Source organism: Nonomuraea sp. NPDC004354 (genome assembly GCF_053602555.1).
The window spans coordinates 22,926-47,245 of record NZ_JBSGDV010000010.1; the positions used below are offsets into that span (position 1 = coordinate 22,926).

Consider the following 24,320-nt stretch of genomic DNA (forward strand, 5'->3'; position numbering starts at 1 on the left):
AGTCAGACAAGAGAGAGCTCCGTATCCAGGGCTTGAGCGGACCCGAGTCTAGTCGGATCGGCAGAAAGGGTCGTGCGCGGCGACGCCTGCCTGTGGAAAACGACCGGCCGCGCCTCGCGCCTGTGGAAAAGCCCGTCGGGTCCGTGCTCGCCGTACGGTCAGGCGAAGTCGGGTGCCCCGGCGGGCATGGTAAATCGGAACTCGGCCCCGCCCTCGGGCGCGCGCTGCACGGTGATGGTGCCGCCGTGGGCCTCCACCAGGCCCTTGACGATGAACAGGCCAAGGCCCGTGCCGCCGCGCCTGCGGCTGTTGCCGCGCCAGAACTGCTGGAAGACGCGCGGGGCCAGCTCGGGCGCGATGCCCTCACCCTGGTCTCGCACGGACACGGCAACTCCCCAGCCGACGGATTCGATGTCGATCGTGACGGTGCCCCTGCCGTGGCGCACCGCGTTCTCCACCAGGTTACCGAGAATCTGGTCGATCTTGTCGCCGTCGAGCCACATCTCGGGCAGCTCGCCGGAGACTCGCAGCTGGAAGCGGTTTTCGGGCTCGCCCGCCGCGACCCTGCCAGCGATGATCTTGCGGGCCCGGGCGGGCACGTCGACGACCGCCCGGTGGATCTCCAGCCGCCCCGACTCGATCCGCGAGACGTCGAGCAGCTCGGTGATCAGCCTGGTGACCCTGTCGGCGTCGTTGTTGACGGTCTCCAGCATCACGAGCTTCTGCTCTTCGGTGAAGCGCGTCCACTTGGCCAGCAGCGTCGCGGTGAAGCCCTTGACGCTGGTCAGCGGCGAGCGCAGCTCGTGGGCGACCGTCGAGACCAGGTCGGCGCGGCTGCGTTCGAGCCGCGCCCTGGCGCCGCCGTCGCGCAGGGTGATCGTGACCCGCGCGACGTCGCCGCCGCACTCGGGCTCGCGCACGAGCCTGGCCGCCACGTGCAGCTCCTGCCCGCCGGGCAGGTGGAGCGGCCGTTCGGGCACCCTGGTCCTGGTGCGCAGCCCGCCCTCGGGGTCGAGGCACTTCCACCACTCGCGGCCGTCGTGGTCGCGGAACGGGAACACCTCGTTGATGTCACCGCCGACCGCGCGCTCGCGGCTGACGCCGGTGAGCCTGGCGGCGGCCCTGTTGACGGTGAGGATCACGCCGAAGCGGTCGGTCACGATGAGCCCGTCGGGCAGGTCGTCCACGGGCACCGTGCACGCCGGATCGGACACCCGCCAACCGGTACCTTCGCCCCGCACGAACCCCGCCTCCTCGACCTACATGGCCGACAATAGCGGGTTTCCCACACCGGAGGGCACCCGCGCGCGCCGCCTTGCGCTGGGGTCGCCCTGCCCTCCCGTACGGCTACCGCCGGGCCGGGCCCACCCAGGGCACGCATGCCGGCCCGTCCAGGGAGACGGCACGCGAACTCACCGGCGGGCCGCCGTCACGCGCCGCCGTCACGCGCCTGCGGGGCAAACCCCGCTTGCCCGGCCGGTTCCGGGTCGGTTCAGCCGTTCCGCTGGGCCCTGGCCGAGGCGTACAGGCAGACCGCCGCCGCGGTCGCCAGGTTGAGGCTCTCGGCCTGCCCGTAGATCGGTACCCGCACCACGTCGTCGGTGAGCGCCAGGATCTCCTCGGGCAGCCCCCACGCCTCGTTGCCGAACACCCAGGCCGTGGGCCCCGACAGGTCGACGTCGTCCAGCGTGTGCTTGCCGGCCCCGTCGGCCGCCAGCACCCGCAGCCCGCTGTCCTTCAGCCGCCGCACGGCCTGCGCGACCGGCGAGCCGATGGCCACGGGCAGGTGGAACAGGCTGCCCGCGCTGGCCCTGACGCACTTGCCGTTGTAGGGGTCGACCGAGGCGTCGGTGAACACGACGGAGTCGGCGCCGGCCGCGTCGGCCGTACGCATCACGGTGCCCGCGTTGCCGGGGTCGCGCACGTGCGCGAGCACCGCCACGAGCCGGGCCTGCTCGGTGACGGCCTGCTCCAGGGACGTGTGCACGAACGTGCAGATCGCCACCAGGCCCTGCGGCGTCACCGTCTGGGCCAGTTCGGCCATGACCTCGCCGCTGGCCCGCTGGACCGGAACGCCCTTGAGCGTGGCCTCGCTGATGAGGTCGCCGTGTCGCACCTCGGCCTCGGCGGTGGCGAACAGTTCGAGGACCACGCCGTCCAGCTTGAGCGCCTCGCGCACGGCCTGGGGTCCTTCGGCGAGGAACTTGCGGTCCTGCTCCCTGAAGGCGCGCTTGGTGAGCCGGCGCGCGGCTTTCACGCGCGGCGACTTCACGTTGGTCAGCTCGGATCCCGCCATGCTCCAGTCCCCCACTCGTCGAACGCTCGTGCCCGCACGAGCCATTGTCCAGCCCTCACGACCCTCCCGGACCCCTGAAGAGCATGAGGGACGCTCACGCGGGCCGCTGCGGGAGGCCGGACGCCGCTCACGGCCCGCTTCACCGACCCCGATCCGCTCACCGCCCGTCTGCCCGCTGCCGACGGTCGGGCCGAACCCGGTCCGCTCACCGCCTGCCGGCCCGCCGGCGACGGTCGGGCCGAACCCGGTCCGGCCATCGCGCCTGCCCGCTGCCGGCGATCACCCGCAGGAACGGCCGTTGCGCGGCTGTCAGGCAGCTCTCAGCGAACCGCAGATCGACACGAGCCACACCAGGCCGGTCGCCCCGTGCCGCGAAACCCGCCGGATGATCGGTCACTCCCGCCGGCCGTCAGCCACCGGCGGACCACTCCCGGGAGAAAGCCAGAAGACCGCTCCCGGACAAAGCCAAGAGGCCGCTCCCGCGAGAAAGCCAGGAGACCGTGGCCCACGAGAGAACCCCCAGGCCGCTCTCGGCGCACCGGCAACCCACCGGCCATCGAGCGGTTCCTCCTGGAAGCCCCTGGGCCCGGCCACCAGGTGCCGCGCCGTGACACCCGCCTGTCCGGGAGGGCAGGGGCACGAGCCGGGACGGCGACGCGAATCACCCGCGTGCCGTCCGGCCCCATGTCCGCCCGAGCGGGCCGCGCCGGGCAAACAAAACGGGCCCACCGACGTGGCGGTGGGCCCGTGCGAATCCGTGCCGAACGGTCAGCCCGCGGCCGGCGCGTTCACGTTCGCCGGCAGGGCCTTCTTGGCGGCCTCGACCAGCGTCGCGAAGGTCTGGCTGTCGTTGACCGCCAGGTCGGCGAGGATCTTGCGGTCGACCTCGATGTTGGCCAGCCGCAGACCCTGGATCAGGCGGTTGTAGGTGATGCCGTTCTGACGGGCCGCCGCGTTGATCCGCTGGATCCACAGGCGGCGGAAGGCGCCCTTGCGGTCCTTACGGTCACGGTAGGCGTAGGTCATCGAGTGGAGCATCTGCTCCTTGGCCTTGCGGTACAGCCTGGACCGCTGGCCACGGTAGCCGCTCGCCCGCTCGAGGACGACCCTGCGCTTCTTCTTGGCGTTGAGCGCCCGCTTCACGCGTGCCATGTTCTATCTCCCCGGGGACTTGCGCTACTTGGCGAGCAGCTTCTTGGTCTTCTTGTAGTCAGCGTCGGAAATGACGACTTCATTCTTGAGACGGCGCGTCAGCGTGGACGACTTCCACTCGTTGTAGTGCGCGCGGCTGGCGCGGCGGCGCTTGATCTTGCCGGTTCCGGTGAACCGGAACCGCTTCTTCGCACCGCTGTGCGTCTTCATCTTCGGCATTTCGCCGTCTCTCCTCAATTCGTCCGTGCCGAATCCCGGGCCGGTGCGGGCCGGCCCGGTTGCGGCTTGTTCGACTGGCGCTGGCTGGGTCGCCTGTAAGGCTAACCCGAACTGCGGGTCACTCTTCCGGTTCGGAAGGCTCCTCGCTGCCACGCTGCGCCTTGGCCGCTGCCTTTTCGGCCTTGGCCTCGGCCTTCTTCTTGTGCGGACCGATCACCATGATCATGTTACGGCCGTCCTGCTTGGGCTGGGACTCGACGAAGCCGAGCTCCGTGACGTCCTCGGCCAGCCTCTGCAGGAGCCTGAAACCCAGCTCGGGACGCGACTGCTCACGTCCGCGGAACATGATCGTGACTTTGACCTTGTCTCCCGCCTTGAGGAACCGCACCACGTGACCCTTCTTGGTCTCGTAGTCGTGCGGGTCGATCTTCGGCCGGAGCTTGATCTCCTTGATGATCGTGTGCGCCTGATTCTTGCGCGCCTCGCGCGCCTTCATCGCGGACTCGTACTTGAACTTGCCGTAGTCCATGAGCTTGCACACGGGCGGACGAGCCGTGGCCGCGACCTCGACGAGGTCGAGGTCTGCCTCCTGGGCGAGCTTCAGGGCGTCGTGGATGGACACGATGCCGACCTGCTCACCGTTAGGGCCGACGAGGCGAACCTCGGGCACACGGATGCGCTCGTTGATGCGGGGCTCAGTGCTGATGGGGCCTCCTAGGTATGCGATCCCTACGCGCTCGATCGTGCCGGGCATCAACGCGGATGTAAACGCGAAAATGCCCCGCACATCGCGCATGCGGGGCCACTGAGCTTGGCGGCTCGAATGGCCGTAAGCTCCCCGGAGTAAGTCCGGCGTGATCCTGTACCTGGACACCTCACGGTGACTCAGGTGGGAGGGAGACCTCCGCTTGCGCGTCCAGCAAGCATGCCGGACCGATCAGGGAGCTACATTACCACAACCACGAGCGCCCGCCGAATCATCCCGCCTGGCTGACGCATTTCCTGGACGGCCTGGCACACGACAGCGGGCCGCGGAGCAGGCCCGTCTTCGCCGAGACGGCCGGAGAACGGCCAGGCTCAGCCCCATCGGGCTGCCCGGGGCTGGTCACCGTAAAGTCAAGACTTCGCGGGACCGGGAATCAACCCGCCCGAGTGGCGCGCCTGAGGATCTCGGCCTCGCCCGCCGCGCGCATCGCCGCCACCGGCACGTCCGTCCGGCCCGTCATCAGCTCCACCTGCCGCACCGCCTGGTGCAGCAGCATCGGGAACCCGCCGACCACCTGTCCGCCGGCGGCCCGCACCGCAGCGGCCAGGCGCGTCGGCCAGGGGGCGTAGACGACGTCGAACAGCGCGGGGACCCGCGCCACCTGGCCCGCGAAAGCATCGGCGGCGCCACCGGGCAGCGTGGAGACCACCAGGTCGACGTCGAGCAACGCGTCGAGCTTGTCGAACGTCTCGACCGCCAGTGCCATCCCGAGCCGCTCGGCCACCTCGACCGTCTCCCCCGCCCGCGCGGGGTCGCGCACGACGAGTGTCGCGGCGCCGGTGCCGAGGCCGCGCAGCGCGGCCAGGGCGGAGGCGGCCGTGGCGCCGCCGCCCAGCACCAGCGCCGAGCCGGGGGCGGGGATGCCCGCCTCGGCCAGGGCCTGCTCGATGCCGTGGACGTCGGTGTTGTCGCCGTGTCTGGCGCCGTGGGCGAACACCACCGTGTTGGCGCCGCCCACCGCGACGGCCAGGTCGGAGACGGTGTCGAGCAGCGGGAGCACGGCGCGCTTGAGCGGCATCGTCAGCGACAGCCCCGCCCAGTCCTCGGCGTCGAGCATGGCGGGCAGGCCGGCTTCGTCGCACTCGCGCGCCTCGTAGGTCCAGCCGGTCAGGCCCATCGCCTGGTAGGCGGCCCGGTGCAGGAACGGCGAGAGCGAGTGCGTGATCGGCGAGCCCAGCACCGCCGCCCGTCCTGTGGTCCGCACACCTGCTCCTTTCACCGCGCCCTGGATCTCCAGGACTCTATCGCCCGGTACGGCAGGCCCGCGCGAGCCCCACCCGGCGGCACGGGACCACGCCTCACCGAGCCCACGCCGGCGCCGAGCCCAGCCTGCACCGAGCCCACGCCGAGCCGGCGACGAGCCCGCGGGCCGGACGGGTCACCCGCCGCCGTTGCGCTCGAACTCCGCCTTCAGCTTCCAGAACTCCGCCTCGCTGGCCGTGAACTTGGTGACCTTGTTCTTGGGGTCGGTCGTCACGAAGTACAGGTAGCCGCTGTCGCTCGGCTTGAGCGCCGCCTCGATCGCGTGCTCGCCCGGGTTGCTGATCGGCCCCGGCGGCAGTCCTTCGTACATGTAGGTGTTGAACTTCGACTTGGTCTCCAGGTCGGCGTGGGAGGCGGCGATGCCGTACTTGTTGAGCGCGTACATGACCGTGCTGTCCATCTGGAGCTTCATCGCCGGCTTGCGCGACAGACGGTTGTAGATCACCTCGGCGATCTTCGGCATGTCCTCGTACGTGCCCGCCTCGGCCTGCACGATGCTGGCGACGGTCATGATCTGCCCCGGGGTGAGGCCGAGCTGTTTGGCCGACTCCTCCAGGTTCGTGGCCGACGCCGCCTGCGTGTAGCGGTCGACCATCTGGGTGAGCATCTGGGTGGGAGTGGCGTTCGGCTCGAACTCGTAGGTCGCGGGGAAGGCGTAGCCCTCCAGGCTCTTGGCGTAGGACGGCAGGCCGATGGCCTCCTTGTCCTTGGCCGCCGCGACGAACTCCTTGCGCGACTTCTTGGTCTGCTTGGCCAGGATGTCGAACACCTTGGTGAGCCGCTCCCCCTCCTTGATCAGGACGGTGTTCTGCAGCTTCTTGCCCGACACCAGCGCCTCGACGGCGGCGGCGGCCGACATGCCCTTCTTCAGGGTGAACTGGCCGGGTCGCAGCTCGGAGCTCTTGCCGGCGGCGGCGATGGCGTTGGTGAAGGCGCGCTCGCTGGCCACCACGCCCTGCGCCTGCAGGGTCTTGGCGACGTCGGCGGCGGTCTGGCCGTCCTTGACCTGGATGACCACCTCGGTGGTGCCGGGTCCCTTGAAGTCGTCGGGCACCAGCGCGTCGCTGAGCCACAGGTAGCCGTAGTAGCCGCCACCGCCGATGATGCCCACGAGGACGATCACAGCGAGCAGCGGGGCGAGGAATCCGCCGCGGTTGCGGCGCCTGCGCCTGCGGCGGCCACGGCCCACCTTGCCGGAACCGCGAGAGCGGCCCCTGGCCCGACCTTCGTCGTCCTCGGAGCCTAGCAAAAAGTCCATGTCGAGATCGTTCATAGATGCGGTGGCCAATCTCCCGGTATGGACGGCCTGGCGTCAAGGGGGAACACCAAACCGGTGGGGGTTACCGAGCCGAACGAGGGGATCCGCCGGCCTTGAGCCGGTGACCAGCGGTTATCACGATGTGTAGCAATGCTAGGGGATGCGGCAGGCGTGCGCGCCTCCGCCCCGGCCCCGGTCCTCGGCGGGACTAAGCAGGCCCCGAGCAGCATCAATGGGTCCCGAGGTAGTCGTTCAACTCTTCCCGGTATCTCACGAACTCACTCTCTTTGTCGGTGAATTTCGTGATTCTATGCTCCGGGTTGGTTGTCACAAACCAGTTCCAATCGCCCCTGGCCGGGTGCAACGCGGCCAGCAGCGCCTTCTCCCCCGGATTGGCGATCGGCCCCGGAGGCAGGCCCTTGTGCCGGTAGGTGTTGTACCGGGAGCGCACCCTGAGATCGTCCTGCGACAGCTTCAGCGTGCGCCGGTTGAGCGCATAGGTGACGGTGGCGTCGAGCTGGAGCGGGGTGCCGCTCCTGAGCCGGTTGTAGATCACTCTAGCGATCTTCGGATAGTCGCCGTCCCTGCCGCCCTCGGCCTGCACCAGGCTCGCCACGGTGACCGCCTCCAGCGGCGTGAGCGCGACCCCCGCGGCACGTGACTCGAGGCCGATGCTCGCGGCCGCCTCTCTGAACCGGGTGACCATCCGCCTGAGCAGGTCGGCCGCCGTGCCGCCCGGCTCGACCTCGTAGGTCGCCGGGAAGAGGAAGCCCTCCAGGCCGCGGGCGTAGCGGGGCAGGCCCAGCGTGGCGACCCTGGCCGTCCGGAAGTCCTGGAGCGGGATGCCCGACTGCTTGGCCAGGTACGGCAGCGCCTCCGACAGCCGCATGCCGTCGGGCAGCGTGACCCGCTTGACCACCCTGGCACTCGGCGTCAGCAGCAGGTCGAGCGCCGCGGCGGCGGCCATCCCCTTGCGCAGCAGGTAGTGCCCGGGATACAGGCTCGCCGCCTTGGAACGTTCCTGCGCCACGTTGGCGAACGAGCGGGCACTGGCCACCACGCCGGCCTCGGTCAGGAGTGCCCCGATGTCGCCCGCGCTGGCTCCCGGGTGGATGTGCACGGTGACCGCTCCCGTGCCCGCCCCGTCGAAGTCCGCGGGCATGACGTACGGCTTCAGCACCACGAGCCCCGCGGTGCCGAGCGCCAGCACGGAGGCGGCGGCGCCACCCGCCAGCGTGGCCGCCTTGCGCCTGGCCCGGCGCCGGCCCGAGGCCGCCCGATCGGCTGCCGGCGAGGCCGCCCAACCGGCGGCCGGCAGGTCGGGCCCGTCGCCGCCGGCCTCTCCCTCGTCCTCCGCCGGTCTGCTGAAGGGGATCACCTCGGCCAGCGAGTCACCGTCGTCGTCGCCGGGCCGCCGGCTCGACGGCAGCTCGGCCACCGGCAGCGGAGCCGTGTCCTCCAGGGGACGTCCCGGCGTCGTGCGGGGTCCCTCGTCGTCCGGCCCGCTCACCGGGCAGACCCGTCGTCCGCCGCTTCGGGCGGATCGACAGGTCTGCCTGGTGGCCGGTCTGTGGCTCGCTCCGCGTCGAGCGCGTCCTGCAGCAGCACGACGGCGGCCGCCTGGTCGACGACGGAGCGCTGCTTCTTGGCCTTGACGCCGCTGGCCCGCAGCCCCTGCTGGGCGGCGACCGTGGTCAGCCGCTCGTCGAACAGCCGCACCGGCACGGGTGCCAGCCGTACGGCGAGGTCGACGGCGAAGGTGCGGGCCAGCGCCGCGGCCTGGCCCTCACGTCCCGACAGCGAGGTGGGCAGCCCGACGATCACCTCGATCGCCGCGTGCTCCTCGACCAGGACGGCGATGCGGTCGAGGTCGCCCGCACCGCGTCTGACGGTCTCCACCGGAGTGGCCAGCAGTCCCGAGGGGTCGCTGCGGGCCACTCCGATGCGTACGGACCCGACGTCGACGCCGAGTCGTGCGCCGAATCTCATGTCAGGCGAGCTGCTCCGCGATGGTCTCGCCGACCACGCGCAACGCCTCGTCGATCGCCTCAGGACGGGTGCCCCCGCCCTGCGCGACATCGTCCTTGCCGCCACCGCCACCCCCAAGCGCCTTGGCGGCGACGCCGACCAGTCTCCCGGCCTTGAGCCCCCGCTCGCGCCCCGCCTCGTTGACCGCGGCAACCACCACCGGACGGTCAGCGGGGACCCCGGCGAGCACGACGACCGCCGGACGGTCGCCGGCGAACCTGCCGCGCACGTCAAGCGCGAGCTTACGCAGATCATCGGGCCCGGTTCCATCAGGCGCGCGGTGGGTCACGACAGAGACTCCGTGCAGCTCACGGGCCTGCGCGGCCAGATCGCCGGCGATCTGGAGCACCTGCGCGGAGCGCAGCTTCTCCAGCTCCTTCTCGGCGGTGCGCAGCCGGGAGACGATGCCCTCGATGCGCTCGGGCAGCTCCTCGCGGCGCGCCTTCAGCTGCTCGGTCACCTGGGCGACCAGCAGCGACTCGCGGGCCAGGAAGCGGAAGGCGTCGATGCCGACCAGCGCCTCCACGCGGCGCACGCCCGCGCCGACCGACTGCTCGCCCAGCACCTTGACCAGGCCGAGCTGGCCCGAGGAGTGGACGTGGGTGCCGCCGCACAGCTCGCGGGAGTAGTCGCCGATCTCCACGACGCGGACCTCGTCGCCGTACTTCTCGCCGAACATGGCCAGCGCGCCCATCGCCCTGGCCTCGGCCTGGGAGGTGTAGAAGGCGTTGACCCTGAGGTCGTTGATGAGGACGGCGTTGACCTCGTCCTCGACGTCGCGCAGCACGCTGGGCGGCACGGCGCCGGCGGAGGTGAAGTCGAAGCGGAAGCGGCCGGGCGAGTTCTCCGAGCCCGCCTGCGCCGCCGACTCGCCCAGGGCGTTCTTGAAGCCGCGGTGCACCAGGTGGGTGGCACTGTGGCTGCGCGAGATCGCCTTGCGGCGCTCCACGTCGACCTCGGCCTGCACCTCGTCGCCCAGGCGCAGCTCGCCGGTGCGGACCTTGCCGCGGTGGACGACCAGGCCCTTGATCGGCGACTGCACGTCGAGCACGTCGACCTGCGCGCCCGAGGTGCGCAGCACGCCCTGGTCGGCGAGCTGACCGCCGCCCTCGGCGTAGAAGGGGGTACGGCCCAGCACGACCTCGACGGTCGAGCCCGCGCCGGCCACGGGAACCGGGACGCCGTCGACGAGGATGCCGACCACGCTGGACTCCGCGGTGGTCAGGTCGTAGCCGAGGAACTCGACCGTGCCCGCCTTCTCCAGCAGCTCACCGAAGACGGAGATGTCGGCGTTGCCGGTCTTCTTGGCCGCCGCGTCGGCCTTGGCGCGCTCGCGCTGCTCCTTCATCAGGCGGCGGAAGCCCTCTTCGTCGACCTTGAGCCCCTGCTCGGCCGCCATCTCCAGGGTGAGGTCGATGGGGAAGCCGTAGGTGTCGTGGAGCTGGAAGGCCTGGTCGCCGGAGAGCGTGGTGCCGGACTTGCGCTTGGTCTCCTCGACGGCGACGTCGAAGATCGCCGTGCCGGTGCGCAGCGTGCCGAGGAAGGAGGTCTCCTCGGCGTCGATGACCGCGTGGATCTGCGGCGCGTCGTTCTTCAGCTCGGGGTACTGCTCGCCCATCACGTCGATGGCGACCGCGGTGAGCTCGTGCATGTAGCGCTCCTCGCCCGAGCCGAGCAGGCGCAGGTTGCGGATGGAGCGGCGCAGGATGCGGCGCAGCACGTAGCCGCGGCCCTCGTTGCTCGGGCCGACGCCGTCGGCGACCAGCATGGTGCCGGTGCGGACGTGGTCGGCGACCACGCGCAGGCTGACGTCGGCGCGCGGGTCGCGGCCGTAGCGCGAGTTGGTGAGCTCGGCGGCCTTGTCGAGGATCTTGTAGGTGGTGTCGATCTCGTAGATGTTGTCGACGCCCTGCAGGATCGCCGCCATGCGCTCGAGGCCCATGCCGGTGTCGATGTTCTTGTTGGGCAGCTCGCCGGAGATGTCGAAGTCGGTCTTGTTGCGGACCGCGCTCAGCTGGTCCTGCATGAAGACGTTGTTCCAGACCTCGAGGTAGCGGTTCTCGTCGGCGATGGGCCCGCCCTCGCGGCCGTACTCGGGACCGCGGTCGTAGTAGATCTCCGAGCAGGGGCCGCCGGGGCCGGCCACGCCCATGTGCCAGTAGTTGTCGGCCAGGCCGCGGCGCTGGATGCGCTCGACCGGCACGCCGACCTTGTTGTGCCAGATGTCGAAGGCCTCGTCGTCGTCGAGGTAGACCGTCGCCCAGAGCCGGTCCTCGGGGAAGCCGAAGCCGCCCTCCGACTCGGGCTTGGTCAGCAGCTCCCAGGCGTACGGGATCGCCAGTTCCTTGAAGTAGTCGCCGAGGGAGAAGTTGCCGAGCATCTGGAAGAAGGTGGCGTGCCTGGTGGTCTTGCCGACCTCGTCGATGTCGGGGGTGCGCACACACTTCTGCACGCTGGCCAGCCGTGCCGCCGGAGGCTTGCGCTGCCCCAGGAAGTACGGCTTGAAGGGCACCATGCCCGCAGGCACCAGGAGCAGCGTCGGGTCCTCAGCGATCAGGCTGGCCGAGGGCACGACCTTGTGCCCACGCTCCTCGAAGAAGCGCAGGAAGCGGCGGGCGATCTCTGCCGACTCCATATCAGCGGCCATCCTTTGCGTTAGTGGGTTGTGTCAGGGTTGTCGAGCCCGAAGCGGGATCGCAACTCGATTTCGCGGTCGGCGGCCTCGCCGAGCGCCTCGGAGGTAAAGTCTCTCACCTGCAGCAGCAGCCCGCTGGCACCGTCGGCGGCCCTGCGGGCGACGTGGTCGGGCTTGAGGGTCTGCAGCTTGCGCATCACCCACACGGCGCCGAACGCGCCGAGCGCCATGTAGAACAGCCGCCTGATCACCGCCGCCTCCTGCGCGGCTGCTTGCGGACCTCGATGGCCCTGCGCACGCCGTGACTGAGGGCGGAGACCCTGATGAGCGGCCCGGTGAAGATCGTCTGGGTGACGGCGCTGAGTTTGGCGGCGTGCCCGCTGACCTGCTTGACGTCGCGGGTGATGGCCTCGACGGCGACGAGCTGCCGGTTGGCCTCGTTGACGGTCATGCTCATGTCCTCCAGCAGGGGCACGACCCGGTCGTTGAGGTCGGAGACCATCTTGGTGGTCTCCCTGAGCAGCCGCGCGAGCTTGACGAGCACCATGGCGAGAAAGCAGACGAGGATCGCCCAGGCCATGGCGACGATCAGCCCGGCCAGTTCTCCTGCGGTCAGCATCAGCGGATCCGTCCCCGTTGGCGTCGTGGAATGGGAAAGACCCTATCGTGCCGGATACCACTCGACTGCCTGCTGGGTGTATGTCGCGCCGAGCGAGTCACTCCGCCGCCCGACGCGCTCCGGCCACCAGCTCCACCTCGAAGCCCTGCGCGTTCTCCAGGTAGGCCGCGTAGTGGCCGGGGCCGCCCGCGTGGGGGTGCCGGTCGGCGAACATCAGCCGCCATCCGTGCGCCGGCGCCTCGGCCACCATGGCGTCGACGTCGTCGGCGTGGAAGGCCAGGTGGTTGAGGCCAGGGCGCATCCTGTCGTACGGCTCCCGCACCCGCGCCGGCGACTCCTCCACGACGATGTAGGTGGCTCCGTGCCGCCACGACCTTCCCCCCTCCCACTCCTGGTGAGGCTCGTAGCCGAGTCTGGTGAACAGCCAGGTGAAGCCGGGCAGGACCGCCTCCAGCGAGTCGACCCACAGCTCCACGTGGTGCAGGCTCACGAGGATCCGCGCAGGAAGTCGCGGATCCTGGCCCACCGGTCGGCGACGCCGGCCTCGGCGCCGTGCCTGGTCGGCGCGTAGTAGCGGCGCTCGCGCACCTCCTCGGGAGCGTAGTCCTGGCGGACCAGACCGTGCTCGAAGTCGTGGGGATACTTGTAGCCCTTGCCGTGGCCGAGCTTGGCCGCGCCCGGGTAGTGGGCGTCGCGCAGGTGGCCGGGCACCTGGCCCATCAGGCCGCGCCGCACGTCGTCGGCGGCCGCCCCGATGGCCTTGACCACGGCGTTGGACTTGGGGGCCAGCGCGCAGTGGATGACCGCGTGGGCCAGGTTGATGCCCGCCTCGGGCAGGCCGATGAGCTGGACGGCCTGCGCGGCGGCGACCGCGGTCTGCAGGCAGGTGTTGTCGGCCAGGCCGACGTCCTCGGAGGCGAAGATGACGATCCTGCGGGCGATGAACCGGGGGTCCTCCCCGGCCTCGATCATGCGGGCCAGGTAGTGGAGCGCGGCGTCGGCGTCGGAGCCGCGCATCGACTTGATGAACGCGCTGATGACGTCGTAGTGCTGGTCGCCCTGCCGGTCGTAGCGGACGGCCGCCTTGTCGACCGCCTTCTCCACGACCTCGACCGTGATGTCGTCGGCCAGCAGGGCGGCGGCCTCGAGGTAGGTCAGCGAGCGGCGGGCGTCGCCGCCCGCCAGCCGTACCAGGTGCTCCAGCGCCTCGGGGGCGAGCGTGGCGCGGCCGGACAGGCCGCGCTCGTCGGTGACGGCCCGCCGCAGCACGGCGCGGATGTCGTCGTCGGACAGCGACTCGAGGGTCAGCAGCAGCGAGCGTGACAGCAACGGCGAGATCACCGAGAAGAACGGGTTCTCGGTGGTGGCGCCGATGAAGGTGACCCACCTGTTCTCCACCGCGGGCAGCAGGGCGTCCTGCTGGGCCTTGTTGAAGCGGTGGACCTCATCGACGAACAGCACGGTCTGCCTGCCCGTCATGCCGAGCTCGCGGCGCGCGTTGTCGATGGCCGCGCGGACGTCCTTGACGCCGGCCGACACGGCGGAGATCTCGACGAAGCGGCGCTTGGTGACGCCGGCGACCACGTAGGCGAGCGTGGTCTTGCCGGTGCCCGGCGGCCCCCACAGGAACAGCGACATCGGCGCGTCGCTCTCGACCAGCCGGCGCAGCGGGGTGCCCTGGCCGAGCAGGTGGCGCTGGCCGAGCACTTCGTCGAGGGCGCGGGGGCGCATCCGCACCGCCAGGGGCTGGGGGGTGGCCTCCTCTGCGGCCGAATCGAACAGACTCTCCACAAATCGAGCCTACAGGGCCCACACCGCCCTGGCGCCCGAATCCCCTGCTCGGAACACGTAGTAGCCCGCCGCGACGGCCAGCGCCACCGTCACCGCCGACGCCGCCCAGGCGGGCACGCGCCGCTCGGCGCGCCACAGGAAGACCATCAGCAGGGCGGCCAGGCCGAGGCCGGCCGTGGCCAGCAGCAGCGGCAGGGCGAAACTCTGGTGCTCGGCGATGCGCTGCCCGAGCTCCCCCTCCACCTGCGAGAACCGGGCCGCCTTCAGGGCGCCGCCGCTCTGGCGGGCGGCGAAGACGGCAGCGGGCGCGGCGAGCGCGAGCGCCACCACCGCCCATCCGAGGGACGGCCGGAAGCGGGGCACGAGGGCGTACGCCACGGAGGCGGCGACCAGGAGCGGGGTGAGCACCACCGCGAAGTGGATGATCAGTGGGTGCGCGGGGAGGCCCAGGATCTCGTTGAACATTTCACGACTCCGTTCTCATATGACTACGGATCCCACCACGCCGAGGTTCGCTGAGACCGGTTTCTCATCTACTTCTCAGGACATAAGCCCCATCTCTCCCACCAGCTACTTACGTCCAGCACATTCCCAACCCCGATAGCATGCGCGGAGCAGTTTGGTCATGTGTCGGCAAACGTGGAGGAAATACCGGTGAGCGGCGACGACCGCCAGAGCGAGCTGGCGCGGGAGCACAAGGAGCGGCAGGCGCAGCGTGCAGCCGAGCAGGCGGCCAAGGCCAGGCGCAACACCTTCATCGGCGCGGGCGTCGCCGTGGTGCTCGTGGCGGGCGGCATCGTCGCGGCCACCACGATGATCGGCAAGAGCGACGCCACGCCCGTGGCCGAGGCCTCCGCCTCCCCCAAGGCCAGCACCTCGGTCCCCGCGGTGCCCTCGGCCAGCCCGACGGCGTCGGCGGGGCCGGTGACCTGCGAGTACAAGAGGCAGAACGACCCGGCCGTCCCGACCAAGTTCGTCGGCCTGCCGGGCAAGCGGCCCAACAAGAAGCTCAAGCAGATGACGATCGTCACCAACCGCGGCGAGATCGTCATCGACCTCATGACCGAGCAGGCGCCGTGCACGGTCAACGCGCTGGCCTTCCTGGCCAAGAAGAACTTCTACGACAACACCAGGTGCCAGCGCCTGGTCACGCCCGACGCCGCGGGCGTGCACCTCCTGCAGTGCGGCGACCCGCTGGCCAAGGCCGACGGGATCAACCCCACCGACGGTCAGGGCTCGTCCGGCTTCACCTACGGCGACGAGAACGTCGGCATCCCGTACAACCAGGGCGTCGTGTTCGTCACCCAGCCGTCGGGCGCCGCGGGCCAGAACGGCAGCCAGTTCGCCATCTCCCTGTCCAACGAGAACACGCAGGTCTCCCCCGAGTACGGCGTGCTGGGCACGGTCAGCAAGGGCATGGAGATGATGCTGGGCCTCGCCAAGACCGAGAAGGACCTGATCGTCAACCCCAACGACATCACCGGCGACGGCGGCACCACCGCGCCGAAGAAGCCGGTCGTGATCAAGGACGTGCGCTTCTCCTAGTGATTCAGGTCACAACCCCGCCGCCGCCCCGCCACGCAGGGGCACGCTGGAGGCTGTGACCGACAAACTTCCGTTCGAGTTCTTCCTCTCCCCGGAGTTCAGCACCGACCCGTACGCGGTCTACGCCGAGCTCCGGGCGAAGGGGCCCGTCCACGCGATCGACTTCCCGCCCGGCGCGCCCTCGTTCGTGATCATCGACCACGAGCACGTCAGGCCCGCGCTGAACGATCCGCGCCTGTCCAAGAGCCTGACCAACGGCCCTGACTGGTTCCGCGAGGCGATCGCGCAGGAAAATCCCGTGCTGGCCGACAACATGCTGATGTCGGACCCGCCCGACCACACGCGGCTGCGGCGCCTGGTGTCGAAGGCGTTCACCCCGCGCAGGATCGAGGAGCTGCGCCCGCGCGTCCAGCAGATCACCGACGAGCTGATCGACGCCTTCGAGGGCGACACGATCGAGCTGATCGACGCCTTCGCCTTCCCGCTGCCGATCATCGTGATCTGCGAGCTGCTGGGCATCCCTGACAGCGATCGGGCCGACTTCCGCCACTGGTCGGGCGCGCTGGTCCGCCCGGCCTTCGACGAGGAGCTGGCCAGGCAGCGCGACGAGGCCGGCGACGCCTTGCGCGCCTACTTCAGGGAGCTGATCGCCCAGCGGCGCGCCACCCCCACCGACGACCTGGTCGGGGCGCTGGTCACCAGCACCGAGCTGAGCGAGCAGGAGCTGCTGTCGACGCTGGCGCTGCTGCTGATCGCCGGCCACGAGACGACCGTCAACCTCATCGGCAACGGCATGCTGGCCCTGCTGCGCAACCCCGACCAGCTCGAGCTGCTGCGCGCCAGGCCCGACCTGCTGCCGAACGCGGTCGAGGAGTTCCTGCGCTTCGACGCGCCCGTGGAGCGCGGCACCTTCCGCATCGCGCTCGAGGACATGGAGATCGCCGGGACGCAGATCCCGAAGGGCAGCTTCGTGCACGTCTCGATCGGCGCGGCGGGCCGCGATCCCCAGGCTTTCGAGCGCGCCGACGCGCTGGACGTCACGCGCGAAGACAACCGGCACGTCGCCTTCGGGCACGGCATCCACTTCTGCCTCGGCGCGCCACTGGCCCGCATGGAGGCCCAGATCGCCTTCGGCTCGCTGCTCACCCGGCTGCCCGGCCTCGCGCTCGGCTGCGAGGAGAAGGAGCTGAGCTGGCGCTTCAGCGGCTCCATCCTGCGCTCGCTGACCGCCCTCCCGGTCACGATCCAGGGTGGCCCGCGTGCCTGACAAGCTGCCCTTCGAGTTCCTGTTCACCCCAGAGTTCAGCAGGAACCCCTACGCCGTCTACGCCCCCTTACGAGGCGAGGGACCGGTCTTCCCGATCGACTTCCCGCCGGGCTTCGAGGCCTATCTGATCATCGATCACGAGCACGGCAGGGCCGCGCTGAACGACCCGCGCCTGTCGAAGGACATGCAGCGGTTCGGCGACTACTTCAAGGCGATCGCCACCGAGGACGACCTCCTCTTCGACGCCAACATGCTCTCCTCCGACCCGCCCGACCACACGCGGCTGCGCAGGATCGTCTCCAAGGCCTTCACCCCGCGCCGGGTGGAGGAGCTGCGCCCGCGCGTCCAGCAGATCACCGACGAGCTGATCGACGCCTTCGCCGGCGGCAGGGCCGAGCTGCTGGACGCGTTCGCCTTCCCGCTGCCGATCATCGTGATCTGCGAGCTGCTCGGCGTGCCGCCGGAGGACCGCGACCTGTTCCGCGAATGGTCGGCCCTGCTGGTCAACCCCACCTTCGAGCCCGACGAGGTCGAACGGCGCAGGGCGGCGGCCAGGGCGACCACCGGCTACTTCCGCGACCTGACCGAGCAGCGCAGGGCCGCGCCGCGCGACGACCTGATCAGCGCGCTGGTGGCCCTGGACGAGCTGACCGAAAAGGAGCTCCTCTCCACGCTCAGCCTGCTGCTGATCGCCGGCCACGAGACCACGGTCAACCTGATCGGCAACGGCGTGCTCGCGCTGCTGCGCAACCCCGGCCAGCTCGAGCTGCTACGCGCCAGGCCGGAGCTGCTGCCGAACGCGGTCGAGGAGTTCCTGCGCTACGACGGGCCCGTCGAGCGCTCGACCCCGCGCTTCGCGGCCGAGGACCTCGAGATCGCCGGCACCCGCATCCCTCGCGGCGCCATGGTGCACATCTCGCTCGGCGCGGTGGGCCGCGACCCCGCGGTCGTGGCGGCGCCCGACACGCTCGACATCACCCGCGCCGACACCAGGCACCTGGCCTTCGGCCACGGCATCCACTTCTGCCTCGGCGCGCCACTGGCCCGCATGGAGGGCCAGATCGCCATCGGCACCCTGCTCGACCGGCTGCCCGGCCTCGCGATGGGCTGCGCCGAGGAGGAGCTGAGCTGGCGGCTGACCGGCTCGGTCGTGCGCGGCCTCGCCGCGCTGCCCGTCCGGTTCTGACGCCGACGAGCCGGTGGCGCGGCCTCGGCCACGCCACCGGCTCGTTCCGCGGGCGGTCGCCCGGTTCCTACGCCTCGTCCTTCGGCTTGGCGTCGACGCCCGCCTCCTTGCGCTGTTCGACGGTGATCGGCGTGGGCGCGCCGGTCAGCGGGTCGAAGCCGGAGGCGGTCTTCGGGAAGGCGATCACGTCGCGGATCGACTCGCCGCCCGCCAGGAGCATGCAGATCCTGTCCCAGCCGTAGGCGATGCCGCCGTGCGGCGGCGGGCCGTACTTGAACGCCTCCAGCAGGAAGCCGAACTTCGACTCGGCCTCCTGCTTGCTGATGCCGAGCACGTCGAAGACGCGCTGCTGCATCTCGGCCCGGTGGATACGGATGGAGCCGCCGCCGATCTCCATGCCGTTGCAGACCATGTCGTAGGCGTAGGCCAGCGCCTCGCCCGGGTGTTCCTGGAAGTTGTCGGCCCACTCGGGCTTGGGCCCGGTGAAGGGGTGGTGGACCGCGGTCCAGCCGCCCTCGCCGTCCTCCTCGAACATGGGCGCGTCGACGACCCACAGGAACGACCACTGCGACTCGTCGATCAGGCCGCAGCGGCGGCCGATCTCGAGCCGGGCCGCGCCGAGCAGGTCGCGCGAGGAGTTGCGGGGACCGGCGGCGAAGAAGATCGCGTCACCCGGCTTGGCGCCCACCTTGTCCGCCAGGCCCGCGGCCTCGTTGGGCGACAGGTTCTTGGCGACGGGGCCGCCGAGCGTGCCGTCCTCCTGGACCAGCACGTAGGCCAGGCCGCGGGCGCCGCGGGACTTGGCCCACTCCTGCCAGGCGTCGAGCTCCTTGCGGGTCTGCGACGCACCACCGGGCATGACCACGGCGCCGACGTAGTGGGCCTGGAAGACGCGGAAGGTGGTGTTCGCGAAGTACTCCGTCATGTCGACGAGCTCCTGACCGAAGCGCAGGTCAGGCTTGTCGGAGCCGTAGCGGGCCATCGCCTCGGCGTAGGGCATGCGCGGCAGCGGCATGGGGATCTCGTAGCCGAGGATCTCCTTCCAGACCCGCGCGATCAGCGCCTCGCCCACCGCGATCACATCGTCCTGGTCCACGAAGGACATCTCGATGTCGATCTGGGTGAACTCGGGCTGCCGGTCGGCGCGCAGGTCCTCGTCGCGGTAGCACTTGGCCAGCTGGTAGTAGCGCTCCAGGCCCGACACCTGCAGCAGCTGCTTGAACAGCTGGGGCGACTGGGGCAGGGCGTACCAGTTGCCCGGCTGCAGGCGCACCGGCACCAGGAAGTCGCGGGCGCCCTCGGGCGTCGAGCGGGTCAGCGTCGGCGTCTCGACGTAGACGAAGCCGTGCTCGTTCATCACCTCGTTGGCCAGGTAGGTGGCCTTGGAGCGGATCCGCATCGCGTTGGCGACCTGCTGGCGGCGGATGTCGAGGTAGCGGTAGCGCAGGCGGACCTCCTCGGCCACCCCCGTGCCGCCCTCGATCGGGAACGGCAGCGGCGCGGCCTCGCTGAGCACCTCGACCGAGTCGGCCACGACCTCGATCTCGCCGGTGGGCAGGTCGGGGTTGGCGTTGCCCTCGGGGCGGATCCTGACCTCGCCGACCACCCTCACGCAGTACTCGCTGCGCAGGCCGTGGGCGTCGTCCTCCTCGCGGAAGACCACCTGCGCGGAGCCCGAGGCGTCACGCAGGTCGATGAAGACGACCCCGCCGTGGTCACGACGGCGGGCCACCCAGCCCGCGAGCGTCACCTGCTGGCCCGCGTGCTCCTTGCGGAGCTCGCCGGCCTTGTGCGTGCGAATCACTGCAGCTTTCCCTTCAAAACATCGGCGACCTGGGCCAGCGGCACCTCGGTCTGCTCTGCGGTGGTCAGGTCCTTCACCTGGACGGCCTGCGCCGCCAGGTCACGCTCTCCGAGGATCAGCGCGAAGCGGGCGCCCGAGCGGTCGGCGCCCTTCATCGCGCCCTTGAGCCCCTTGCCGCCGAAGGCCATGTCAGCCGACAGGCCCGCCCCTCGAAGCTCCTCGACGAGCAGGAACATCCGGCGGCGCGCCTCGTCGCCCAGCGGGACACCGTACACCTGGACGCGGCCGCCGGCCTCGTCGCCGAGCAGGCCCTCGGCCTCCATCGCCAGCAGCGTGCGGTCGACGCCGAGCGCCCAGCCGACGCTGGGCAGCGACGGGCCGCCGAGCATCTCGCTGAGCCCGTCGTAGCGCCCGCCGCCGCCGACGGCCGACTGCGAGCCGAGCCCGCCGTGGACGAACTCGAAGGTGGTGCGGGTGTAGTAGTCGAGGCCGCGCACCAGGCGCGGGTCGTCGGTGAAGGGCACCTCGCAGGCGGTCAGCAGGGCGCGGACCTCCTCGTGGTAGGCCTTGCACGCCTCGCACAGGTGGTCGACGACCAGCGGCGCCCCCTTGAGCTGCTCCTGCACCTCGGGGCGCTTGTCGTCGAGCACGCGCAGCGGGTTGATCTCGATCCTGGCCCTGGTGTCCTCGTCGAGGTCGAGGGCGCGCAGGAAGTCCTGCAGCGCGGCCCGGTAGGCGGGGCGGCAGCCCTGGTCGCCGAGCGAGTTGAGCAGCAGCGTGACCTCGCGCAGGCCGAGGTCGCGGAAACCGCGCCAGGCCAGCACGATCAGCTCGGCGTCGAGCGCCGGGTCCTCGGCGCCGAGCGCCTCCGCGCCGACCTGCCAGAAGTGGCGGTAGCGGCCCTTCTGGGCGCGTTCGTAGCGGAACTGGCTGCCGGAGTACCACAGCTTCACCGGGAGCTGGCCGGTGTGCAGGTTGTGCTGCAGGACGGCGCGCACGACCGAGGCGGTGCCCTCCGGGCGCAGGGTCAGCGACCTGCCCGCCTTGTCGGGGAAGGTGTACATCTCCTTCGACACGACGTCGGTCGACTCGCCGACACCGCGTTTGAACAGCTCGGTGTCCTCGAACACGGGCGTCTCGACGTAGCCGTAGCCCGCCTGCCGTACGGGGGCGACGAGCGTCTCCCGGACGGCGAGGACCCGCTCGGAGCGGGGCGGCAGCCAGTCGAAGGTGCCCTTGGGTGCTTGGAAAGTCATCAGATCCCTCGTGTGGGACCGGCGTGCGGCGCGGCTTCCTTGAGATAAGGGTTGGTCGCGCGCTCGCGGCCGATCGTGGTCTGCGGTCCGTGGCCCGGCAGGACGACCGTCTCGTCCGGCAGCGGCAGGCACTTGGCGGCCAGGCTGCGCAGGATCGTCGGGTAGTCGCCGCCCGGCAGGTCAGAGCGGCCGATGGAGCCGGCGAACAGCAGGTCGCCCGAGAACATGATCTCCTCTGGAGGCAGCCTGAAACTCACCGACCCCCTGGTATGGCCCGGGGTGTGGTCGACCACGAACTCCATCCCCGCCAGCTCGACGACGGCGCCGTCGGACAGCTCCCGCACGTCGTCGGGTTCGCTCAGCGTGATGCCCCCGAACAGCTGGCCGGAGGTGGGCGACCAGCCCGCGGCCGGGTCGCTCAGCAGGTGGCGGTCCTCGGGGTGGATCCACGCGGGGATGTCGCGCGCGCCGCAGACGGGGGCGACCGACCAGACGTGGTCGAGGTGGCCGTGGGTGAGAAGGACCGCGACGGGCTTCAGCCGGTGCTCGCGGAGCAGGTCGTCGACGGCGTCGACGGCGTCCTGGCCAGGATCGACGATCACGCACTCCTCGCCGGCGGCCGGCGCCACGAGGTAGCAGTTGGTCTGGAACGCCCCTGCGGGGAAGCCTGCGATGAGCATCTGCCTCGGCTGAGTCTCGTCAAGAAAGCGGATGAGAATGTAACCGAAGCGTACCGGTGCTGGCCGCTGGGCTGCGAACCATAACCGGTTGGCCGATACGATTCGCCCACCTCAGTTGATTCGATAGGGAGGCAAAAGCGGTGTCCACGGGCAAGGACCGCCAGCGTCAGCTGGCACGTGAGCACTACGAGCGGCAGATGCAGCGCCGCACCGAACGCGAAGCCAAGGCCAAGCGCACCGCCGTGATCGGATCCACCGTGGGCGTCCTCGTGGTCGTGGGCGGCGTCATCGCCGCCGTGGCCCTGCTCGGCGGCAGCGGCGACAGCGCCGCCTCCGACTCGCCGTCGGCCGCGCCCTCCACCTCCACGTCGGCCGCGGCCGGCCCCAAGCCCTTCGACCCGGCGACGGGCGAGTGCGGCTACCTGCCCGACACCAGCGGCACGGTCAAGGACGTCGGGCTGCCGCCGGCCAAGGCCGAGGCCAAGGACGCGGTCATGACGCTCAAGACGAGCCAGGGCGACATCGTCGTCGAGCTCAACGGCGTCAAGGCCCCGTGCACCGTCAACTCGCTCAAGCACCTGGCCGCCAAGAAGTACTACAACGGCAGCAAGTGCCACCGCCTGGGCAGCGCGCAGTTCCCCATGCTGCAGTGCGGCGACCCGACGGCCAAGGCCGACGGCAAGGCGCAGGGCGACGGCCAGGGCGGCCCCGGCTACCGGCTGGCCGAGGAGAACCTCGAAGGCGCCACCTACAAGCGCGGTGTCATGGCCATGGCCAAGACCAGCGAGCCCGGCACGACGGGCAGCCAGTTCTTCCTGGTCTACGGCGACATCGGGCTGACCCCCGACTACACGCCTGTCGGTACCATCACCAAGGGTCTCGACATTCTCGACAAGGTCAACAAGGCGGGCGTCATCACTCCTGGTCCGGACGGCACGGGCGCACCCAAGGAGACGGTCGAAATCAAAGACGTGACAATCTCTGCCAAGAGCTGACGTAATACAACTAGGGGCAGTAGTCCCGAAGGGTCTGATGAGAGTGCGGGAGGACACGGTGAGCACCGACCCGTGGGGCCGGGTAGACGACGACGGCACCGTCTACGTGCGTACGGCCGAGGGAGAGCGGGCCGTCGGGTCCTGGCAGGCCGGTGAGCCCGAAGAAGCGCTGGCCTACTTCCACCGCAAGTACGACGAGCTGGCCGGTCAGGTCCAGCTGCTCGAACAGCGCGTCAAGGGCACCGACCTGGCTCCTGCGCAGGCCGAGGCGAGCATCGTCAAGCTGCGCGAGGCCGTCGCCGACGCCCACGCCATAGGCGACCTGGGCGCGCTGGTCACGCGTCTCGACGCGCTCAGCGAGCTGGTCGCCAAGCGCCGCGAAGAGGTCAAGGCCGCGCGTGACCTGGCCAGGGCCGAGGCCAAGGCGGTCAAGGAGCGCATCGTCGGCGAGGCCGAGCGCATCGCCGACGAGACCACCCACTGGAAGTCGGGCGGTGAGCGGCTGCGCCAGCTGGTGGAGGAGTGGAAGGCCGCCGAGCGCATCGACCGCGTCACCGAGGCGGCCCTGTGGAAGCGGCTGTCGGCGGCCCGGACGGCCTTCGCCAAGCGGCGCAAGGCCTACTTCGCGGGGCTGGACGAGCAGCGCGAGGGCATCCGCGCCTACAAGGAGCGGATCGTGGTCGAGGCCGAGGCGCTGGCCGACTCCACCGACTGGGGCCAGACGGCCGCCGTCTACCGCGAGCTCATGCAGCAGTGGAAGTCGGCCGGCCGGGCCTCGCGCGAGGCCGAGGACGAGCTGTGGGCCAGGTTCAAGGCGGCCCAGGACCAGTTCTTCCAGGCCCGTTCCGCGGTCTTCGCCGAGCGTGACGCCTCGCTGGCGGCCAACGCGGAGGCCAAGGAGGCGCTGCTGGTCGAGGCGGAGAAGATCCTGCCGGTGACCGACCACCGCCACGCCCGGGCCGCGCTGCGCACGCTGCTCGAGCGCTGGGAGGCCGTCGGTCCCGTGCCGCGCGAGCAGCGTGACCGGCTGGAGGGCGGGCTGCGGCGCGTCGACGAGGCGGTCCGCAAGGCCGAGGAGGCGGAGTGGAAGCGCTCCAACCCCGAGGCCAGGGCTCGCGCCCAGAGCACGGTCGACCAGTTGCGCACCTCGATCGAGCAGCTGGAGAAGAAGCTCGGCAAGGCCCAGGCCGCCGGGCGCGCCAAGGAGGTCAAGGACGCCGAGGAGGCGCTGGCGGCCCGCCGTTCGTGGCTGGAGGAGGCCGAGCGCACGCTCGCCGAGTTCAGCTGATCCCTGCCGGAGGCTCCGGGTGGTGCGCCACCCGGAGCCTTTTTATCGGCTCTTTTCTGACAAGCCGGCATTCCCGTTCTCCGTCCCCGAATGGAGTCGGCGCTTTTTCCGTGAAAAGCGGTCACGCAGGGTCATTGGGCCTCCCCATATTTCGCCGCAGGTTCCTACGATCATGGGACTCGCAGATATCGGCGAAAGGGGTCAAGATGACAATCGAGATCAAGCCCGTCGAAGAGGTAGAGACCACCGGTAACAGCAACAGCTGCTGAAAC

23 protein-coding genes are annotated in these 24,320 nt (G+C 70.5%); 5 read left to right on the forward strand and 18 right to left on the reverse strand.

The features are described 5' to 3' along the window. Positions 1-158 precede the first annotated feature (158 nt). From ACWENQ_RS25790 to ACWENQ_RS25860, 15 genes are all read right to left on the reverse strand, one after another. On the reverse strand, positions 159-1,241 hold the full coding sequence (locus ACWENQ_RS25790; protein ID WP_449926389.1) for an ATP-binding protein: 1,083 nt from the start codon (positions 1,239-1,241) through the stop codon (positions 159-161). A gap of 251 nt (positions 1,242-1,492) precedes the next feature. Continuing rightward, entirely contained in the window at positions 1,493-2,296 is an 804-nt protein-coding gene (locus ACWENQ_RS25795) for a TrmH family RNA methyltransferase (protein ID WP_452416562.1), read from the reverse strand. Between the two features lie 768 nt (positions 2,297-3,064). Continuing rightward, complete coding sequence (gene rplT, locus ACWENQ_RS25800; RefSeq protein WP_354912075.1) at positions 3,065-3,448, reverse strand: 50S ribosomal protein L20; 384 nt, start codon at positions 3,446-3,448, stop codon at positions 3,065-3,067. 24 nt (positions 3,449-3,472) lie between these two features. Then, positions 3,473-3,667, reverse strand: coding sequence for a 50S ribosomal protein L35 (rpmI, locus tag ACWENQ_RS25805; RefSeq protein WP_354912078.1), 195 nt, complete (start codon positions 3,665-3,667; stop codon positions 3,473-3,475). 118 nt (positions 3,668-3,785) lie between these two features. Continuing rightward, positions 3,786-4,421 carry a translation initiation factor IF-3 gene (gene infC / locus ACWENQ_RS25810; protein ID WP_354912081.1) on the reverse strand — a complete coding sequence of 212 codons (636 nt, stop codon included), beginning with the start codon at positions 4,419-4,421 and terminating at the stop codon, positions 3,786-3,788. 385 nt (positions 4,422-4,806) lie between these two features. After that, positions 4,807-5,637, reverse strand: a complete 831-nt coding sequence (locus tag ACWENQ_RS25815) for a shikimate dehydrogenase (protein WP_452416563.1) — start codon at positions 5,635-5,637, stop codon at positions 4,807-4,809. Positions 5,638-5,811: 174 nt separating this feature from the next. Further along, positions 5,812-6,954 carry an endolytic transglycosylase MltG gene (mltG, locus tag ACWENQ_RS25820; RefSeq protein WP_354912087.1) on the reverse strand — a complete coding sequence of 381 codons (1,143 nt, stop codon included), beginning with the start codon at positions 6,952-6,954 and terminating at the stop codon, positions 5,812-5,814. A 229-nt stretch (positions 6,955-7,183) separates the two neighbouring features. Continuing rightward, complete coding sequence (gene mltG, locus ACWENQ_RS25825) at positions 7,184-8,464, reverse strand: endolytic transglycosylase MltG (protein WP_452416564.1); 1,281 nt, start codon at positions 8,462-8,464, stop codon at positions 7,184-7,186. After that, entirely contained in the window at positions 8,461-8,943 is a 483-nt protein-coding gene (ruvX, locus tag ACWENQ_RS25830) for a Holliday junction resolvase RuvX (protein WP_354912092.1), read from the reverse strand. Before ruvX ends, mltG (ACWENQ_RS25825) begins: the two co-directional genes overlap by 4 nt. Before the next feature lies 1 nt (position 8,944). Then, positions 8,945-11,617, reverse strand: coding sequence for an alanine--tRNA ligase (alaS, locus tag ACWENQ_RS25835; protein WP_452416565.1), 2,673 nt, complete (start codon positions 11,615-11,617; stop codon positions 8,945-8,947). Between the two features lie 20 nt (positions 11,618-11,637). After that, positions 11,638-11,868: a hypothetical protein gene (locus ACWENQ_RS25840; protein ID WP_354912098.1), complete on the reverse strand. Its 231-nt coding sequence runs from the start codon at positions 11,866-11,868 to the stop codon at positions 11,638-11,640. Then, on the reverse strand, positions 11,865-12,236 hold the full coding sequence (locus tag ACWENQ_RS25845) for a DUF948 domain-containing protein (protein WP_354912100.1): 372 nt from the start codon (positions 12,234-12,236) through the stop codon (positions 11,865-11,867). The genes ACWENQ_RS25840 and ACWENQ_RS25845 overlap by 4 nt, the downstream gene beginning before the upstream one ends. 97 nt (positions 12,237-12,333) lie before the next feature. Next, positions 12,334-12,726: a VOC family protein gene (locus tag ACWENQ_RS25850; RefSeq protein ID WP_449926367.1), complete on the reverse strand. Its 393-nt coding sequence runs from the start codon at positions 12,724-12,726 to the stop codon at positions 12,334-12,336. Further along, positions 12,723-13,967: a replication-associated recombination protein A gene (locus ACWENQ_RS25855; protein ID WP_449926448.1), complete on the reverse strand. Its 1,245-nt coding sequence runs from the start codon at positions 13,965-13,967 to the stop codon at positions 12,723-12,725. Before ACWENQ_RS25855 ends, ACWENQ_RS25850 begins: the two co-directional genes overlap by 4 nt. A 69-nt stretch (positions 13,968-14,036) precedes the next feature. Further along, complete coding sequence (locus ACWENQ_RS25860; protein ID WP_449926364.1) at positions 14,037-14,492, reverse strand: DUF2231 domain-containing protein; 456 nt, start codon at positions 14,490-14,492, stop codon at positions 14,037-14,039. A gap of 189 nt (positions 14,493-14,681) precedes the next feature. Between ACWENQ_RS25860 and ACWENQ_RS25865 the strand changes: the two genes are divergently transcribed. From ACWENQ_RS25865 to ACWENQ_RS25875, 3 genes are read left to right on the forward strand one after another with little or no spacing between them, the layout of a single operon-like run. Continuing rightward, positions 14,682-15,572, forward strand: coding sequence for a peptidylprolyl isomerase (locus ACWENQ_RS25865; protein ID WP_452416567.1), 891 nt, complete (start codon positions 14,682-14,684; stop codon positions 15,570-15,572). Between the two features lie 55 nt (positions 15,573-15,627). Further along, on the forward strand, positions 15,628-16,839 hold the full coding sequence (locus ACWENQ_RS25870) for a cytochrome P450 family protein (protein ID WP_452416569.1): 1,212 nt from the start codon (positions 15,628-15,630) through the stop codon (positions 16,837-16,839). Continuing rightward, a complete protein-coding gene (locus ACWENQ_RS25875) occupies positions 16,832-18,025 on the forward strand; it encodes a cytochrome P450 family protein (protein WP_452416571.1) in 1,194 nt (397 codons plus the stop codon). Before ACWENQ_RS25870 ends, ACWENQ_RS25875 begins: the two co-directional genes overlap by 8 nt. Positions 18,026-18,092: 67 nt before the next feature. On the opposite strand, the gene aspS is transcribed toward ACWENQ_RS25875, so the two are convergent. From aspS to ACWENQ_RS25890, 3 genes are read right to left on the reverse strand one after another with little or no spacing between them, the layout of a single operon-like run. Beyond that, the gene (gene aspS, locus ACWENQ_RS25880) at positions 18,093-19,829 is read right to left on the reverse strand and encodes an aspartate--tRNA ligase (RefSeq protein WP_452416573.1); all 1,737 of its coding nucleotides are present in this window, start codon (positions 19,827-19,829) and stop codon (positions 18,093-18,095) included. Further along, a complete protein-coding gene (gene hisS / locus ACWENQ_RS25885) occupies positions 19,826-21,085 on the reverse strand; it encodes a histidine--tRNA ligase (RefSeq protein WP_452416575.1) in 1,260 nt (419 codons plus the stop codon). Before hisS ends, aspS begins: the two co-directional genes overlap by 4 nt. Continuing rightward, the gene (locus ACWENQ_RS25890; protein WP_354912120.1) at positions 21,085-21,765 is read right to left on the reverse strand and encodes an MBL fold metallo-hydrolase; all 681 of its coding nucleotides are present in this window, start codon (positions 21,763-21,765) and stop codon (positions 21,085-21,087) included. The genes hisS and ACWENQ_RS25890 overlap by 1 nt, the downstream gene beginning before the upstream one ends. A 140-nt stretch (positions 21,766-21,905) precedes the next feature. Here ACWENQ_RS25890 and ACWENQ_RS25895 point away from each other — a divergent pair, with 140 nt between their 5' ends. Beyond that, positions 21,906-22,760 (forward strand): peptidylprolyl isomerase, encoded by an 855-nt coding sequence (locus ACWENQ_RS25895; RefSeq protein WP_354912123.1) that lies wholly within the window; start codon positions 21,906-21,908, stop codon positions 22,758-22,760. A 37-nt stretch (positions 22,761-22,797) separates the two neighbouring features. Further along, positions 22,798-24,048 carry a DUF349 domain-containing protein gene (locus tag ACWENQ_RS25900; RefSeq protein ID WP_354912125.1) on the forward strand — a complete coding sequence of 417 codons (1,251 nt, stop codon included), beginning with the start codon at positions 22,798-22,800 and terminating at the stop codon, positions 24,046-24,048. Positions 24,049-24,320: the final 272 nt, after the last annotated feature.

What these genes read in the sequence shown, in the direction of transcription:
- ACWENQ_RS25860 (WP_449926364.1), bottom strand. Translation starts at nt 14,492, where the DNA reads ATGTTCAACGAGATCCTGGGCCTCCCCGCGCACCCACTGATCATCCAC.
- mltG (WP_354912087.1), bottom strand. Translation starts at nt 6,954, where the DNA reads ATGGACTTTTTGCTAGGCTCCGAGGACGACGAAGGTCGGGCCAGGGGC.
- alaS (WP_452416565.1), bottom strand. Translation starts at nt 11,617, where the DNA reads ATGGAGTCGGCAGAGATCGCCCGCCGCTTCCTGCGCTTCTTCGAGGAG.
- infC (WP_354912081.1), bottom strand. Translation starts at nt 4,421, where the DNA reads ATGCCCGGCACGATCGAGCGCGTAGGGATCGCATACCTAGGAGGCCCC.
- hisS (WP_452416575.1), bottom strand. Translation starts at nt 21,085, where the DNA reads ATGACTTTCCAAGCACCCAAGGGCACCTTCGACTGGCTGCCGCCCCGC.
- ACWENQ_RS25855 (WP_449926448.1), bottom strand. Translation starts at nt 13,967, where the DNA reads ATGCGCCCCCGCGCCCTCGACGAAGTGCTCGGCCAGCGCCACCTGCTC.
- rplT (WP_354912075.1), bottom strand. Translation starts at nt 3,448, where the DNA reads ATGGCACGCGTGAAGCGGGCGCTCAACGCCAAGAAGAAGCGCAGGGTC.
- ACWENQ_RS25900 (WP_354912125.1), top strand. Translation starts at nt 22,798, where the DNA reads ATGAGAGTGCGGGAGGACACGGTGAGCACCGACCCGTGGGGCCGGGTA.
- ACWENQ_RS25845 (WP_354912100.1), bottom strand. Translation starts at nt 12,236, where the DNA reads ATGCTGACCGCAGGAGAACTGGCCGGGCTGATCGTCGCCATGGCCTGG.
- ACWENQ_RS25795 (WP_452416562.1), bottom strand. Translation starts at nt 2,296, where the DNA reads ATGGCGGGATCCGAGCTGACCAACGTGAAGTCGCCGCGCGTGAAAGCC.
- rpmI (WP_354912078.1), bottom strand. Translation starts at nt 3,667, where the DNA reads ATGCCGAAGATGAAGACGCACAGCGGTGCGAAGAAGCGGTTCCGGTTC.
- ruvX (WP_354912092.1), bottom strand. Translation starts at nt 8,943, where the DNA reads ATGAGATTCGGCGCACGACTCGGCGTCGACGTCGGGTCCGTACGCATC.
- ACWENQ_RS25890 (WP_354912120.1), bottom strand. Translation starts at nt 21,765, where the DNA reads ATGCTCATCGCAGGCTTCCCCGCAGGGGCGTTCCAGACCAACTGCTAC.